The following is a 15,510-nucleotide window of genomic DNA, read 5'->3' as shown; positions in this document are numbered from 1 at the left end:
GTTGCAGTACCCGAGGGCGCAGCCGCTGCGGAATGTCACTGGCCTTCGGGGCGCGGCGGCTTGGGACGCGGGGGCTTGGTGGTGTGGACCAGCAGCGTGGCTTTTTCCATGTCGCCCGCCAGCATGGCGGCATGGGCCTTGAGCGAATGCTGGATGCTGTCCTCGATCAGGGTGCGCTGGTCGGGCGAGGGTTTTTTCAGGACCCAGTTGGCCACTTCGGCCTTGACGCCCGGATGGCCGATGCCGATGCGCAGGCGCCAGTAATCGGGTGAACCGAGTTGGGCATGGATGTCCCGCAGTCCGTTGTGCCCGGCATGGCTGCCGCCGCGCTTGAGCTTTACCTGGCCGGGCGCAATGTCCAGTTCATCGTGCGCCACCAGGATTTCCTCGGGCTGGATCTTGAAGAACCGCGCGAGCGAGGCCACCGATTTCCCTGACAGGTTCATGAAGGTCTGGGGCTGCAGCAGCCAGACACTCTGGCCATGCACGCTGGTGCGGGCCACCAGGCCGTGGTAGCTGCGCTCGGGCACCAGCGTGGCCTTGAGTTCGTGGGCCAGCGCATCTATCCACCAGAACCCCGCATTGTGGCGGGTGGCCTCGTAGTCGGGCCCCGGGTTGCCCAGGCCTACAAACAGTTTGATCATGTGCGCCATTATCGGTAGCTGCCAATGAAAACGGCCCACACAGGTGGGCCGTTGGATGCGGCGCTGCCGAGGCAGGCCGCAGAGACCGGTGCGCCGGTCTTACTTCTTGCCCTTGCCCTTGCCCTTGGCATCGGCGGCAGGTGCTGCATCGGCAGCAGGTGCAGCCACTTCCACCACGGGGTTGGCCACGGAGACCAGCACGGGGTTGTTGTTCTGGCCGCCACGGATCACGGCGCTCACACCCTTGGGCAGCTTGATGTCCTTGAGGTGCAGGGAGACACCCTTCTTCAGCGTGCTCAGGTCAATGGCGATGAACTCTGGCAGGTCCGAAGGCATGCAGGTCACGTCGAGTTCGTTCACGATGGGGTTCACCAGGCACTTGTCCACCTTGACCGCGTCGGATTCTTCGGCGCCGCTGTAGTGCAGTGGCACCTTCATGTGCAGCTTGGTCTTTTCGTCCACGCGCTGGAAGTCGATGTGCAGCACCAGTTGCTTGTAGGGGTGGTATTGCACGTCGCGCAGCAGCACCTTGGAGGTGGTGCCGGCCAGTTCCATGTCCAGCACGCTGGCGTGGAAGGCTTCCTTCTTGAGGGCGTGCCACAGTGCGTTGTGGTCGATCTCGATGAGTTGGGGTTCGGCGGAACCGCCGTACACGATGCCAGGCGTCTTGCCCGAATTGCGCAGACGGCGGCTCGCACCCGTACCCTGCTTGGCGCGCTCAAAAGCGACGAAGTTCATAGTTAGCTCCTGAAAAGGGACGACCGCGACCAGTCATTCCCTGTTGAAAAAAGGCTTGTTGCGCCCGGATGGCGGCAAGCCCACAACAATGCCCCCGAACAGGCAAGCCTCCCGAAGGAGGCCTGCAAGCATCTGAACCGGCGACAACCACCATGCCTCGCGAGAGGCGGGGCTGACGCTCAGAAAAGATTCTCTTGGTCCGAGAACAAACTCATCACCGACTCACCCTTGGCGATGCGCTGGATCGTCTCGGCGATCAGCGGAGCCACGGAGAGCTGGCGGATTTTGGTGCATCCCTTGGCGTTATCGTTCAAGGGAATGGTATTGGTCACCACCACTTCGTCGAGGGCAGAGCCCTGGGCGATGCGTTCAATGGCGGGACCCGAGAAAATGGGGTGGGTGCAGTAGGCATACACCTTCTTGGCACCACGCTCCTTGAGCACCTCGGCGGCCTTCACCAGGGTGCCGGCGGTGTCGATCATGTCATCCATGATCACGCAGTTGCGGCCTTCGATCTCGCCGATCACATGCATCACTTCGGATACGTTGGCCTTGGGGCGACGCTTGTCGATGATGGCGAGGTCGCAGCCGAGCTGCTTGGCAAGGGCCCGGGCGCGCACCACTCCGCCCACATCGGGCGAGACGACGATCAGGTCTTCGTAGTTTTTCTGGCGCAGATCGCCCAGCAGCACGGGGGACGCGTAGATGTTGTCGACGGGAATGTCGAAGAAGCCCTGGATCTGGTCGGCATGCAGGTCCATGGTCAGCACACGGGCTACGCCCACGGCTTGCAGCATGTTGGCGACCACCTTGGCTGAGATCGGAACCCGGCTGGAGCGGGGGCGGCGATCCTGGCGGGCGTAGCCGAAGTAGGGGATCACGGCGCTGATGCGCTCTGCGGAGGCGCGCTTGAGCGCATCCACCATGATCAGCAGCTCCATGAGGTTTTCGTTGGTGGGCGCACAGGTGGACTGCACCACGAAAACGTCGCGGGCCCGCACGTTCTGTTTGATTTCGACGGTGACTTCGCCGTCGGAGAAGCGACCCACATCAGCGGCGCCCAGCGTGGTGCCAAGGTGTTGGGCAATTTCAGCTGCCATGCCAGGATTGGCATTGCCGGTGAAAACCATGAAGTCGGGTTGGTTGGCTTGCATAGCGTCCCAGCAGTCTGAAAAAAGAGCCCGTACGCGAAAAGAAATTTGGCAGGGGAGAAAGGATTCGAACCTTTGCATGCCGGAATCAAAATCCGGTGCCTTAACCAGCTTGGCGACTCCCCTACACAGGTCCACTGCAAAGCAGTCAACCTTCATTCTTGCCTGATGCCCATCCTGCCAGAGGATGAACCATCAGATTTTCACATACCCTGACCTGCCAGCCACTGGGGGCGTTTTGCAGGTCAACAGCATGCGATATTTGCGCAAACACTGCACTGCCTGAACCGGTCATTCGCCCTTGCAAACCGCGTGATTCGAGCCACTGAATGGCTTGGGTCACTTCGGGGCACAAGGCCTGGGCGACTGGTTGCAAGTCATTACAACCGAAATTGTAGTGTGCTGCAGCAAAGCCTAAGATTGTAGCACTATCTGAATCGCGTTTCAGGTCGGGAGCGGAAAAAATTGATTTCGTTTCCAGACCCGCCTCGGGTTTTACTACGACAAAGCGCGCTTGCGGTAGTTGATATGCCTTCTCGAGCGGCGTGATTATCTCACCAATTCCCTCTACCCAGGCGTTGCGGCCGCGCAAAAAAAATGGCACGTCGGCGCCCAGTTTCAATCCGATCGCTTCCAGTGCGGTGAGGGGCAGGTGGAGTTTCCAGAGGCGGTTGAGTGCCAGCAGCGTGGAGGCTGCGTCTGACGAGCCGCCTCCCATGCCCGCCTGCGCGGGGACTCTTTTCTGCACCCCGATGTGGATGCCCAGGGGGCAGGCGGTGGCCGTTTGCAGGGCCTGTGCTGCGCGGACGGTCAGGTCGATGTCGGGAAGCGGAGGGCCAAGGTCCTCGCGGGTGATGCGGCCATCGTTGCGCAACTCGAAATGCAGGGTATCGCACCAGTCGATCATCATGAAGACGGACTGCATCAGGTGATAGCCGTCAGTTCGTCGGCCCGTGATATGCAGGAAGAGGTTGAGCTTGGCCGGAGCCGGCACGTCGTACAGGGCGAGCATGAAGTGGTATCAGCGGGTCAGGATGATTCGCAATGTGGCCTGTGGCGTCGGCGTGTGGCGTTGCGCCACCAACCGCCCGGCGGAGATGGCCGACAGATCGACCTGCCAGCCAACGGCATCCACATGGGTGCCTTCGAGCCAGCTGAACAGTGCCGCGACCGGAATATCCGTGCCCAGCACATCCCGCAGCAGGGCATCCAATGATTCGGACTCCCGGGTGTTTTGGCCCGTGGTGATCTCTGCGTGGCTGGCATTCCACTGGATCCGTGCGAGGGTGTTGCCAAGAGGGTTGAACAAGACGAATTGGCCTTGCTGCGCCGATCCGGAGAGCTCAAAAGATGCAGAAAAAGACTGCGACGCCGTTTCTTCCACTTGCAATGCTAGGCGTCCTGTCCACGGGGCGCGATAGGGGCTTTCTGGTGTGGCCGGCGGATGGGCGCAGCCGGCCAGCAGCAGAACAAAAACCGCGAGCCAGGAGGCAAACCAGTGGGGCAGCCTTTGGGTGGCGCCTTGCGGCTGCAGGCCCTGTGGCGTGGCATTCAGCATCAGGGCATGGCTCCCAGCCGTTTCAGGGTGTCTTTGAGCGTTTCGTTGTCCGGGTTCAGGCGCAAGCCCTCGCGCCAGACACTGGCGGCCTGTGCACGGTTTCCGGTGCTCCAGAGGACTTCACCAAGGTGCGCTGCAATTTCAGCATCGGGTCGGGCCTTGAAGGCGATCGATAGCAGGCGCAAGGCCTCGGCGCTGTTGCCGAGGCGAAATTCGACCCAGCCCAGGCTGTCTGTGATGAAGGGATCGCCCGGAGCGTATTCCAGTGCCTTGGAGATCAGGCCTTTGGCCTCTTCCAGGCGCAAGCCCCGTTCTGCGAAGGAGTATCCCAAGGCGTTGTAGGCGTGGTGGTAATCGGGCTTGCGCTCAATCAGCTGTCGCAGCAACTGCTCCATCATGGCCGGATCGCCTGATTTTTCGGCCAGCATGGCCTGGTCGTAGACCAGTTCGTTGTCTTGCGGGTCCTGGGCTACCAGTTCCGCCTGGACGGCCAAAGCCTCCTTGTACAAGCGCATTTCCTGCAGCAGCTGCACCTCTGCCTGCAGTTTCATGCGGGCATGGCTGGGGGTATTGCCCGGCAGTGCGCGCAGCAGGGCGCGTGCCTGAGGAAGCTTGCCCTGTTGTGCAAGCAGGGATGCGCGGCGGCGTTGTGCGCTGAGCATTTCTTCCGAATTTTCGATGCGGCCGAGCCAGGACTCGGCCGCGGCGTAGTCTTTGTTCTTCTCGGCAATTTGTGCAGAGAGAAGGTAGGCCTGGGTCAGCCCACGCCGCTGCAGATCCGGGTCTGAAGTGGCGGCATTTGTCAGCTCCATGTAGCGCTGCAGTGATTTTTCCGCATTGCGTAGTCGGTTGTCCTGAAATTGCAGCGTGGCAAGGGCAAGCCATGCTTCCCGCAGATCCGGCTTGTCGCGCGTCACTGTCTCCAGTTGCTGGCGCGCGGCTGGGTAGCGTTGCTGGCCCAGCAGGACGCGGGCATATGCCGTGCGCAGGTCCGGGTCGGGGTGTTTGGCAAGGTGGGTTGTGACCAGCAACTCTGCTTCTGGCACGCCCTCTTCCATCAGTTCCAGGGCCAGCGGCATGGCAACCGCGTTGGCTCCGTCGAGCTTCAGTGCCTGGCGAGCCGCATCCAGAGCGCCCGCCTTGTTGCCGGCCGCCAGGCGCATACGGCCCAGTGCGGTCCACGCTGCAGGACCCGTGGCGGGGTGCAGAAGTTCATCGGTGAGCGCCCGCTCCACCACATTGGCCGCCAGTGACTTGTCGCTGGCGCGGCCATACATCTGGGGCAGGGCGGACAGGGCCTCGGCTTTGGAGGCAGCGGGCATTTGCGCCAACTCCTGTCGCAGCAGTTCCGGGGTCTCGCCGATGCGATTGAGTGCAATGAGAATCTGCAATGTGTAGCGGTTGGCTTCTCGCGATTGGGGTTGCGCCTCTTTCCATGCCCGTGCCGCTGCCAAGGCGTAGTCGCCAGACCGGGCTTGCAAGGCAATATCGGCGGCACGCCGATACAAGGTGCTGTCTCCGCTGCGCCGCGCCGCTTCCAGCATCAGCGAGTAACCTGCTCCGGGATCTCCGGACTGGGTGGTCAGCTCGCCCAGAAAAATTTCATAGAAAAGCTCGGCATCGAGCTGTGCGCTGGGGATGGGCGGGGGGGGGGCTTCAGCGCTGCTGGGTCGCCCCCCGGACTGGGTCCATCCTGTGGTGGCTGTGGCCAGCACAGCGGCAGTGAGGAGGACTGTTCGAAAGCGATGAGATAGCACCATCGGGTCATAATAATCCATGCTCTGCAACCTGTTTTCAAGGCGACGGCATGCCTGAGTTGCCTGAAGTGGAAGTCACCCGCCGCAGTTTTGCGCAGGCCATTGCCGGGGCTCGGATCGAGTCGGTTCGGGTGGGCAAGCCATTGCGGTGGCCGCTGGGGTGTGCGCCGCAATCGCTGGTGGGGCACAAGGTGGTGTCGATACGCCGACGGGGCAAATATTTGCTGGTGGATCTGGATTCCGGTCTTTTGCTGCTGCATCTGGGCATGTCCGGAAGCCTGCGCTTCAGCCCTGATCTGCCCCCGCCGGGCGTGCACGATCATTTCGACGTGATGACCTCCCAGGGGACGCTGCGCTTGCATGATCCCAGGCGTTTTGGTGCCGTGGTGTATGCAGTAGACGAGCAGGCTGCAGTTGCACAGAAATTGCTTGGCGGGCTGGGGATGGAGCCGCTGTCTGACGTCTTTACCTACCCGGCCTTCGAGGCGGGGCTCAAGGCGAGTCGTGCGCCCATCAAGCAGGTGTTGCTGGCGGGACGTCTGGTCGTGGGGGTGGGCAATATCTATGCGTCCGAGGTGTTGTATCTGGCGGGCATTCGTCCCACCGTGGCCGCGCAGCGCATAGGTCCGCAGAGGGCGCGCAGGCTTTTTGACGCCATCCGGGCGGTGCTGGCGCGTGCGGTGGAGCTTGGTGGCAGTACGCTGAAGGACTTTTCCAGTGCCGACGGGATGGCCGGGCATTTCCAGCACGAAGCGAATGTGTATGGGCGGGATGGTGCTCCCTGCCACCATTGTGGCAGCGCCATCCAGCTGCTTCGCCAGGGACAGCGCAGCAGCTATTTTTGTCCGCGATGCCAACGCGCTTAACGGGGCGGTGTTGACAGTCAGCACACAGATCGCATCCACGGCACCGTCAATGCTATATTTTGTGCCTATCTACGCATAGACCGTGCATTGCACTCCGGGAGCAAAGTGGGACCATCATTCAACGAGCAGTTCGAGGAGCACGGCCTCTGGCGGCGTGAGTTTGCGCACCAGATTCGCCGTCTGTCCGAGTGGATGTCTGATCACGAGCTCATGGATGCTGCGGTTCAGGAGCGGCTGAATCGCCTGGAAGCACAGGTGCGCAGCGATAAGGTGACGGTGGCTTTTGTCGCGGAGTTCTCGCGTGGCAAATCAGAGCTGATCAACGCCATCTTCTTTGCCGGCTATGGCCGTCGCATCATGCCTGCCAGCGCCGGCCGCACGACGATGTGCCCCACGGAACTGGGCTACGACGCTTTGGTGGCACCTTGCCTTCGGCTGCTGCCAATCGATACCCGGTTGCAGCTGCAGGGCCTGGCCGAATGGCGGTTAAAACCCGATCGCTGGCTGGAAATTCCGCTGGATGTCAACAATGCCGACCAGATCGCCAAAGCGCTGGAGAAGGTCGCAGAGGTTCGAAAAGTTACGCTGGATGACGCACGGGCGCTTGGGTTCTGGCACGATGAGCTGGCAGATGACAACCCGGTGCCTGATGCAGATGGCTTGGTGGAAGTGCCGATGTGGCGCCATGCCATCATCAATATCCCCCATCCCTTGCTGAAGCAAGGGTTGGTGATTCTGGACACCCCGGGATTGAATGCGGTGGGCGCCGAGCCCGAGTTGACCGTCAATCTCATTCCGCAGGCCCATGCGGTGGTATTCATCTTGAGTGCCGACACGGGAGTTACCCGTTCGGACCTGGCGATCTGGCGAGAGCACCTGGCGACGTCTGCGGAAAGCCTGGAAGCACGGCTGGTGGTTCTCAACAAGATTGACACCTTGTGGGACACCCTCAATTCACCGCACGAAATCATTGCGCAGATGAACCGGCAATGCGCGATCTCTGCGGAAATGCTGGGCGTGCCGCTGGCGCAGGTGGTGCCTGTTTCTGCGCAAAAGGGGTTGCTGGCAAAGATCACGTGTGACGATCTTCTTCTCGAATCCAGCGGCCTGCCTTCGTTGGAAGGGGCGCTTGCCAGGGGGATCATGGGCCGTCGCCAAGCCATCCTGCGTGCTGCCGTGGCAACGGGTGTGGCGGGTTTGCGTGCTGAAACTGCGCGTGTCATCAACATTCGTCGCAGGGATCTGGATGACCAGATGGCCGAACTGCGAAGTCTCAGGGGCAAAAATGCCTCGGTGATCGCGTCGATGCGCCACCGTGTTGAGCAGGAACAGCGCGAGTTTGATATGAGCGCTGCCAAGATTCAGGCGGTTCGTGCGGTGCATCTCAAGCTGTTGCGGGACGTTTTTCATCAGTTGGGGGCGAAGTCCCTCAAGCTGGAGCTGACCGAGTTGGCGCAAATGCTGCAGCCAAAAGGGCTGAAGCTCGGTGTGCGAAAGATCTACGTCCAGACCTTTGAAAAACTCAGGGGAACCATGGATAAGGCGCAGGCATCCAGCATTGAAATACAGGCGATGCTAGGGGGCACGTTTCGCCAGTTGAATGCGGAATTCGGGTTTTCTTTGCAGGTGCCCCCCCCTCCGAAACTCGAGCACTTTGTCCAGGAACTCTCGCAGATTGAGCAGAGCCATCTGCAATACCTTGGGGTTGGCAATGTCCTGAAGCTGGCGCAGCCTGAATTCGCCGAGCGCCTGGTTCGTGCCTTGGCCATGCGTTTGCGCACGGTGTACGAGTCGGCGGCCAATGATCTGGAGTTGTGGAGCAAGTCTGCTACGGCTCAACTGGACGCCCAGTTGCGTGAGCGCCGTCGGAGTTTTACCAGGCGCATAGAGGCGGTTGACCGGATTCAGCATGCCGCGACCGGCTTGGTGGAGCGAATTTCAGAGATCGAGGCGGGTGAAGAGGAACTCATTCAGCTGGAACGACGCTTGACCGAATTGACAGCCCAGTTGATAGCGTTGCCCGTCCTGGCAGACGCCGCAGAACGCCCCGGGCTTATGCCTGCATGATTCTTTCGGAAACAGATGTCGCCACGCGGGTGGTTCGTTGGCAGGCACTCCATGGACGCAACCACCTGCCTTGGCAGCAGACACGCGATCCCTATCGGGTCTGGCTGTCTGAGATCATGCTGCAACAAACCCAGGTCAGTACGGTGCTGGGCTATTACGCGCGGTTTTTGGAGCGGTTCCCCGATGTGAGCGCATTGGCCAACGCCTCGCTGGATGAGGTCATGGCTCTGTGGAGTGGCCTCGGGTACTACAGCCGGGCACGCAATCTCCACCGCTGTGCGCAGACCGTTGTCAGCGAGCACGGCGGGGTTTTTCCCCGCAGTGCGCAGGTGCTGGCTACGCTGCCCGGAATTGGGCGCTCAACGGCCGGCGCGATTGCGGCTTTCTGTTTTGCAGAGCGCACGCCCATCCTGGACGCCAACGTGCGAAGGGTGCTGACACGCGTGCTGGGTTTTGATGAGGATCTCGCCGTGGCCCGGAATGAGCGGACATTGTGGGCACATGCGCAGGCCTTGTTGCCATCGGCGGACATTGATGCGGCGATGCCGCGCTATACCCAGGGTTTGATGGATTTGGGGGCAAGCTTGTGCATGCCTCGCAATCCCGCTTGTCCGCAATGCCCTTTGCAGACTTTGTGCGTCGCACATCGCGCTGGGGAGCCCGAACGGTATCCCGTGAGAACGCGCAAGCTCAAGCGCCGCTCAGAATCGTGGTGGCTCATGGTCCTGGAGGATCCTGCGGGAAAATTCTGGCTGTCCCGTCGCCCTTCGGCAGGCATATGGGCTGGCCTGTATTGCGTGCCAATCTTTCCCCTTCGGTCGGATGTGTCGGCATTTTGCGATGCAGCAGGGCTTCCCTCTGCGAAAACCATGGAGGAGGCCCCCCCCTTCCTTCATGTGCTGACCCATCGTGATCTGTACTTGCATCCTGTGATCGTGCGGCAATATCGCAAGACAACACCAGACGATGGCGGAGGCTGGTTTACTGCGCAACAGATCGCTGTCATGGGTCTTCCTGCCCCCGTTCGCAAGCTACTGGCCGGGCTGTAATTTCGGCGGGACGTCGCTGTGGCACCCGTTTTCAGCGACCATCCAATTCGCGATGGCGCCGCAGAACGGTCCATCGGTCGCTGAATGCCTGGGCCAATTGCTCCACGAGATAGACGGATCTGTGCTGACCGCCCGTGCATCCGACGGCTACCGTCACATAGCTTCGGTGGTTTCGGTCCAGCATGTCCAGCCAATAGGAGAGAAATTCCTCGATGTGTTGGCCCATCAGCCCCACATCCACCTGTTGGCGTAGAAAGTCCGCGACGGGGGCATCCAGTCCTGTCAGGTCGCGCAGCGCGGGCTCGTAATGGGGATTGGGCAGCATCCGGACGTCGAACACATAGTCGGCATCCACGGGAATTCCTCGCTTGAATGCGAACGACTGGAAAACCAGTGTGAGCTGCCCCGGCGCCGATGGCATCAGGTCTTTGACATAGCTCTGGAGCTGGGATGCCCTGATCGTGCTGGTGTCTATGACATGTGCCTGCTCCCGCAGATCAGCCAGCAATTCGCGCTCCAGTTCAATCACCTGCGTGAGTGCTCGACGGCCATCTGGAACATCATCGTGCGACAAAGGGTGGCGACGACGTGTTTCGGAAAAACGGCGAACCAGTGTTTCTGTGGTGGCATCCAGGAAGATGGACTGAACAATCACCCCCTGTTTGCGCAGACTGTCCAGTTCCCGGGGTACTTGCGGTAGCGACGTGGCGCTGCGCACATCCATGGCGATTGCCACGCGGTTTCCGTGGTGCTTGTGTTCCAGTGCCACAAAGGCGGGGAGCAATTCAGGGGGCAGGTTGTCAACGCAGTAATAGCCGGAATCTTCCATCGCATGCAATGCCACGGATTTTCCCGAGCCAGACATGCCGGTGATCAGCACAATTTCCAGCGACATGGTCATCACACCTTTGGGGGGGTAGCGGCAAGGCCCAGCATTTCGCTGGCATGCGCCAGGGTGGTTCCAGTGGGGTGTTCACCGCCGAGCATGCGGGCCACTTCTGCAATCCGCTGCTCGCCCGAAAGCGGCGCGACAGTGCTGGTGGTTCCGGCCGCATCGCGACGTTTGGACACCATGAGGTGGTGGTCTGCATAGGCTGCCACCTGCGGCAAGTGGGTGACTGCCAGCACCTGCCGGTCGCGCCCCAGTTGCCGCATCAGTCTGCCCACGGTTTCTGCCACGGCCCCTCCGACGCCGGAATCCACTTCGTCAAAAACCAGGGTGGGCGCCGTGCCCAGTTCGCTGGTGGTCACGGAGATGGCCAGGGAAAGCCGTGACAGCTCTCCGCCAGATGCGACCTTGTCGATGGGGCGCGGCGTCATGCCAGGGTGGCCTGCCACGAGAAAGGCAACGTCGTCCAATCCATGCAGTGCGGGCTCAGAGGCCTTTGTCACCGAAACCTCAAACACGCCTCCCGTCATGCCCAGGCCCTGCATCGCCTGTGTGATGGCTGCGGACAGCTGGGGGGCAGCCTTTGCTCTACCGCGCGAGATGGTGCGTGCGATGGTGTGGTAGGCCTTGGCGGTGCTCGCCTGGGTTGATTCGAGGCTGGCGAGGTCGGTTGCAGCGTCCAGGCGCAGCAACTCCGCTTTCCAGGTGTGCAGCAAGGCGGGCAACTCCGAAGGTTGGCGCTTGTAGCGCCTCGCCAGAGTCATCCATTGCGATATGCGCGCGTCGAGATCTGCAAGACGGTCTGGGTCCAGGTCGGTACGCCTCAGATAGGCTTGCAGCGAACGGATGACATCGCTGGTTTGCGCCAGGCTGGACGAAAGGATATTTGCCAGGTCGCCAAATGCGGGTTCGAGCTGCTCGTGGTTTTGCAGTCGTGAGACCGCGCGCGTCAGCCTGGAATGTGCGCCCGATTCCTCCTCGTCAAGGGTTGCCAGTGCATCCTGAGCGGCTTCCAGCAGCGTGTGGGCGTGCGAGAGACGCTGGTGCTGAATTTCCAGATCCACCCACTCATCGTCTCCGGGGGCCAGTTTGCTGATTTCAGCAATTTGCCATTGCAGCCGCTCGCGCTCTTGCTGAAGAGAGGATTGGGCCGCACGTGCTTCCTCCAGGATCTTCTGGGCGACACGCCATTGGGTCCAGCTTGCGGCCAATTCCTGCAGCGAAATACCCGCATAAGCGTCCAGCAAGCCGCGCACGGAATCCGGGCGGGTCAGACTCTGCCATGCGTGCTGGCCATGAATGTCCAATAGTTGATCCCCGAGATAGCGCAGTTGTGTTGCGGTCGCCGGCGTGCCATTGATCCACGCTCGGCTTTTCCCTTGGGTGTCTACGGTTCTGCGCAGTAGCAAGATATCGTTGGCCTCTATCCCCGCTTCTTCGAGCCATGGCTGCAAGTGGTGGGGGGAATCGAATTCCGCGCACACATCGGCATGGCGGGCACCTTCACGCACGTACCCTGCATCCGCGCGAGCGCCCAGTGCCAGTTGCAGCGCATCCACCAGAATCGATTTGCCGGCCCCGGTTTCCCCGGTCAACACGGTGAAGCCTGTCTGTAGATCCAGAGCAAGTTCTCGAACAATCACGAAGTCCCGCAGGGTGATTCGCCTGAGCGCCATGATCAGGAGCCCCCTTCGTTCCAGCGTAACTTCTTGCGCAGTGTCGCGAAATAGTTCCAGCCGAGCGGGTGCAAAAAACGGACGCTGTGCTCGGAGCGCTGGACAAGAATCCGGTCACCATGCAGCAGTGACGCCAGCGACTGCATGTCGAAATTGGCGCTGACATCCCTGCCACTCACTATCTCGACGGCCACTTCGGTGGCATCCGATAGAACGATAGGGCGGTTTGAAAGGGTATGGGGTGCAATCGGAACCAGTACCCACCCTGGGATGGATGGATGGAGCATGGGGCCGCCCGCGGAAAGTGCGTAGGCTGTTGATCCGGTGGGTGAAGCAATGATGAGCCCGTCAGCCCTCTGGTTGGCCACGAATTGCCCGCCCACTTCCACGCGAAGCTCCACCATGCCGGATGTGGCTCCGCGGTTCACCACGACATCGTTCATGGCAAGGGCTTCGAAAACCGTGGCCTGCCCACGAACCACGCGTGCGCGCATCAGGGGGCGCAAATCCTCTTCGTACTCTCCGCACAGCATGGGCGTGAGCGCCGCCTGAAAGCTGCCGAAGGGGATGTCGGTGATGAAGCCCAGGCGCCCCTGATTGATTCCGATCAGCGGGGTGCCATAGCGCGCGAGCTGTCGACCGATGCCGAGCATGGTGCCATCTCCGCCAACGACGAGCCCCAGTTCGCATTGGGCACCAATGGTGTCCACGTCCATGGCGGGATAGGCGGTCAGTTTGGTATTGATGGCGGTTTCTTTTTCAAGCACCACCTGACATCCCTGGCGAACCAGAAACTGAGCTATCTCTTCGAGGGCGTGGCGCGAGCTATCGGCCATGGCGCCTGCAGCAGTTGCCTGATACTTGCCGATAAGCGCAACATGGCGGAAATTGGACGTCATCGCGAAATTACATCATTAAAATCATTCCATGCTCGATGACCGTGCCAAGTTGTTGCTGAAAGCGCTGGTCGAGCGCTACATCGCCGATGGGCAGCCTGTGGGTTCTCGCACCCTGTCGCGCGCTTCCGGGCTGGAGCTGTCCCCGGCAACGATACGCAATGTCATGGCGGATCTGGAGGAACTGGGGTTGATCGCAAGCCCCCACACATCCGCTGGAAGGATCCCCACGGCGCGCGGCTACCGCCTGTTTGTGGACACCATGCTGACGGTGCAACGGGATCCACTGACGCCGCCACAGCTGGCGCCAGAGCAGCCGCAAAAAGTGATTGCCAATGCGGCGCACCTTTTGTCGAACCTCTCCCAGTTTGTGGGCGTAGTGATGGCGCCGCGGCGCACCTCCGTGTTCCGCCATATCGAATTTCTTCGACTGTCGGAGCGCCGGTTGCTGGTGATCATTGTGTCACCGGAGGGCGATGTGCAAAACCGTGTCATCTTCACCGATGTGGACTATTCGCAGTCGCAGTTGATCGAGGCCGCCAACTTCCTGAATGCCCACTATGCCGGTTTGGCCATGGAGCAAGTCCGTGAAAAGCTCAAATCGGAGGTGGACATGCTGCGAGGGGAGATCGCTTCATTGATGCAGGCTGCGGTCAACATCAGTTCGGAAGCCCTTTCCGAAGCCCAGGATGAAGTCGTCATCTCTGGCGAAAGAAACCTGCTGGCAGTGAGCGATTTCTCGAGCGACATGGGCAACCTTCGCAGGGCCTTCGATTTGTTCGAGCAGAAAACCCAGATACTTCGCCTTCTGGACATCTCCAGCCAGGCAGAGGGTGTCCGTATCTACATCGGCGGAGAGAGCCAGGTTGTGCCGTTCGAAGAGCTTTCGATTGTTAGCGCACCTTACGAAGTGGATGGCAGGGTGGTGGGTACGCTGGGGGTGATTGGCCCCACCCGCATGCCCTATGACCGGATGATTCAGATCGTGGACATCACTTCCAAGCTGGTGTCCAACGCGCTCAGTTACCGCAAATAAACACCCTACAATACTTGCAGTGCCCCGTCTGGTTCAGCGTTGGCGCGCGAGGGGGCGTTAGCTCAGTTGGTTAGAGCAGAGGACTCATAATCCCTGTGAGTGAGCGTGGCCCTGTAGTGTTCTTTGTTACGTTTCAACGACTTACGCGCAAGGCATAGAGGTGCGTGGGTCGAAATAATCCCTGAGCCGGTGCATTTCCGGGCCGACTCAGGAAATGCTCAGGTGATGGGCGCTTCAGCGAAGCGCTTAGAAGCTGTAGCATTAGAAGTTTCGGGCCTCTAGCTCATGCCTGGTTAGAGCAGCGGACTCATAAAATTTGTGCCATACGTTTGGAAACTGCGTATGGGATGGTGTCAAATTCGGCGAAACCTAAGCGCAGCAATGCGTATGGCAACGCCGAGCCAAGCTTCAGTGCGAAAGTGCTGTTGAAGGTGTAGAGACTAGACGGCACCCACCTAAGGCGAAAGCTATGGTGAAGGCATAGTCCAGGGAGTGGCGAAAGTCACACAAACCGGAATCCGTTGGTGCCGAGTTCGACTCTCGGGGGGCCCACCAAAACGAAAAGCCAACCTCTTTCGGGGTTGGCTTTTTCGTTTGTGTCGCCACTGTCGCCGTGTCGCCACACCATCATCTATAGTCAGATTTCTATCATGAATAGCTCACCGCATTTTCCCTGCAGTGAGCTCTTACGAGATCAAGCCAAGGTTCGTACCAGTACCAAGTTTTTGCAACTTGGACGCCCAGTCCTTTCGATGAGTTCTTGGCATCTTGTGACTGCCACAGTGAGGTGTGCGCATGCATATTGAACTTGGTGAAGCCCTCTGACTGGATGATTGAAACAACTTCACCAGGGAGATATTTCTTTTTCTCAGTCTCTTTGATTACTGTGTATTGGGCATTTACACCTTTTGCAAGCTCTGAGTCAGCCTTGACAAACTCAATAACTTGGTCCGCTTGACCCTTCCTGTTGGCAGTCTTGGGAATGAATAAAACACGATACGCATACCGTGGATGGTTGTACTCCTCTTCGGAAAGTGAAGAGTCGAAGGCTGTAACGTATCCCAAGATGTTAGCTGGAAGGTCCTTTTGGCCCCCGATGGCCAGGTCAAATTCCCCCACCCTTGGCCACCCCAAATTCCCCCAGGCAGGACGGTCGGATTATGACGACTCGGGTGTGACGGCG

The 15,510-nt window shown here is 60.1% G+C and carries 14 protein-coding genes and 1 tRNA gene; 4 read left to right on the top strand and 11 right to left on the bottom strand.

Annotated features, from left to right (window positions below; translation table 11 throughout):
• Nucleotides 1-35: 35 nt before the first annotated feature.
• The 7 genes from pth to K225_RS0114935 all read right to left on the bottom strand — a co-directional run bounded on the left by pth (nucleotide 36) and on the right by K225_RS0114935 (nucleotide 5,869).
• Nucleotides 36-644 carry an aminoacyl-tRNA hydrolase gene (gene pth, locus K225_RS0114965; RefSeq protein ID WP_026437161.1) on the bottom strand — a complete coding sequence of 203 codons (609 nt, stop codon included), beginning with the start codon at nucleotides 642-644 and terminating at the stop codon, nucleotides 36-38.
• A 99-nt stretch (nucleotides 645-743) separates the two neighbouring features.
• Nucleotides 744-1,382: a 50S ribosomal protein L25/general stress protein Ctc gene (locus tag K225_RS0114960; protein WP_026437160.1), complete on the bottom strand. Its 639-nt coding sequence runs from the start codon at nucleotides 1,380-1,382 to the stop codon at nucleotides 744-746.
• Nucleotides 1,383-1,561: 179 nt separating this feature from the next.
• On the bottom strand, nucleotides 1,562-2,536 hold the full coding sequence (locus K225_RS0114955; protein ID WP_026437159.1) for a ribose-phosphate pyrophosphokinase: 975 nt from the start codon (nucleotides 2,534-2,536) through the stop codon (nucleotides 1,562-1,564).
• 46 nt (nucleotides 2,537-2,582) lie between these two features.
• Nucleotides 2,583-2,659, bottom strand: a tRNA-Gln gene (locus tag K225_RS0114950).
• 22 nt (nucleotides 2,660-2,681) lie between these two features.
• Nucleotides 2,682-3,545 carry a 4-(cytidine 5'-diphospho)-2-C-methyl-D-erythritol kinase gene (ispE, locus tag K225_RS0114945; protein ID WP_026437158.1) on the bottom strand — a complete coding sequence of 288 codons (864 nt, stop codon included), beginning with the start codon at nucleotides 3,543-3,545 and terminating at the stop codon, nucleotides 2,682-2,684.
• Nucleotides 3,546-3,554: 9 nt separating this feature from the next.
• Nucleotides 3,555-4,091, bottom strand: a complete 537-nt coding sequence (locus K225_RS0114940; protein ID WP_026437157.1) for a lipoprotein insertase outer membrane protein LolB — start codon at nucleotides 4,089-4,091, stop codon at nucleotides 3,555-3,557.
• Nucleotides 4,091-5,869: a tetratricopeptide repeat protein gene (locus K225_RS0114935; RefSeq protein ID WP_026437156.1), complete on the bottom strand. Its 1,779-nt coding sequence runs from the start codon at nucleotides 5,867-5,869 to the stop codon at nucleotides 4,091-4,093. Before K225_RS0114935 ends, K225_RS0114940 begins: the two co-directional genes overlap by 1 nt.
• 29 nt (nucleotides 5,870-5,898) lie before the next feature.
• On the opposite strand from K225_RS0114935, the gene mutM reads away from it, so the two are divergent.
• The 3 genes from mutM (at nucleotide 5,899) to mutY (ending at nucleotide 9,830) form a co-directional block, all read left to right on the top strand.
• Nucleotides 5,899-6,714 (top strand): bifunctional DNA-formamidopyrimidine glycosylase/DNA-(apurinic or apyrimidinic site) lyase, encoded by an 816-nt coding sequence (gene mutM / locus K225_RS0114930; protein WP_026437155.1) that lies wholly within the window; start codon nucleotides 5,899-5,901, stop codon nucleotides 6,712-6,714.
• Between the two features lie 105 nt (nucleotides 6,715-6,819).
• Complete coding sequence (locus tag K225_RS0114925; protein ID WP_034712916.1) at nucleotides 6,820-8,781, top strand: dynamin family protein; 1,962 nt, start codon at nucleotides 6,820-6,822, stop codon at nucleotides 8,779-8,781.
• On the top strand, nucleotides 8,778-9,830 hold the full coding sequence (gene mutY, locus K225_RS0114920) for an A/G-specific adenine glycosylase (protein WP_026437153.1): 1,053 nt from the start codon (nucleotides 8,778-8,780) through the stop codon (nucleotides 9,828-9,830). The genes K225_RS0114925 and mutY overlap by 4 nt, the downstream gene beginning before the upstream one ends.
• Nucleotides 9,831-9,861: 31 nt before the next feature.
• Here the strand turns inward: mutY and rapZ are convergent, their stop codons facing one another.
• Genes rapZ through K225_RS0114905 form a run of 3 tightly spaced genes read right to left on the bottom strand, consistent with a single transcriptional unit; the run spans nucleotide 9,862 to nucleotide 13,294 of the window.
• Nucleotides 9,862-10,725, bottom strand: a complete 864-nt coding sequence (gene rapZ / locus K225_RS0114915; protein ID WP_026437152.1) for an RNase adapter RapZ — start codon at nucleotides 10,723-10,725, stop codon at nucleotides 9,862-9,864.
• A 5-nt stretch (nucleotides 10,726-10,730) separates the two neighbouring features.
• On the bottom strand, nucleotides 10,731-12,395 hold the full coding sequence (gene recN / locus K225_RS0114910; protein WP_026437151.1) for a DNA repair protein RecN: 1,665 nt from the start codon (nucleotides 12,393-12,395) through the stop codon (nucleotides 10,731-10,733).
• A 2-nt stretch (nucleotides 12,396-12,397) separates the two neighbouring features.
• Nucleotides 12,398-13,294 carry an NAD kinase gene (locus K225_RS0114905; RefSeq protein ID WP_026437150.1) on the bottom strand — a complete coding sequence of 299 codons (897 nt, stop codon included), beginning with the start codon at nucleotides 13,292-13,294 and terminating at the stop codon, nucleotides 12,398-12,400.
• 28 nt (nucleotides 13,295-13,322) lie between these two features.
• Here K225_RS0114905 and hrcA point away from each other — a divergent pair, with 28 nt between their 5' ends.
• Nucleotides 13,323-14,327, top strand: coding sequence for a heat-inducible transcriptional repressor HrcA (gene hrcA, locus K225_RS0114900; RefSeq protein WP_026437149.1), 1,005 nt, complete (start codon nucleotides 13,323-13,325; stop codon nucleotides 14,325-14,327).
• Between the two features lie 648 nt (nucleotides 14,328-14,975).
• On the opposite strand, the gene K225_RS22265 is transcribed toward hrcA, so the two are convergent.
• On the bottom strand, nucleotides 14,976-15,446 hold the full coding sequence (locus K225_RS22265) for a hypothetical protein (RefSeq protein ID WP_155885288.1): 471 nt from the start codon (nucleotides 15,444-15,446) through the stop codon (nucleotides 14,976-14,978).
• Nucleotides 15,447-15,510: the final 64 nt, after the last annotated feature.

This window comes from Acidovorax sp. JHL-9 (assembly GCF_000426205.1).
In the GTDB taxonomy this organism is placed as follows: Bacteria; Pseudomonadota; Gammaproteobacteria; order Burkholderiales; family Burkholderiaceae_C; genus Acidovorax; species Acidovorax soli.
Note: the sequence above shows the minus strand (reverse complement) of the source record. Positions and strands in the feature narration are given on the sequence as shown.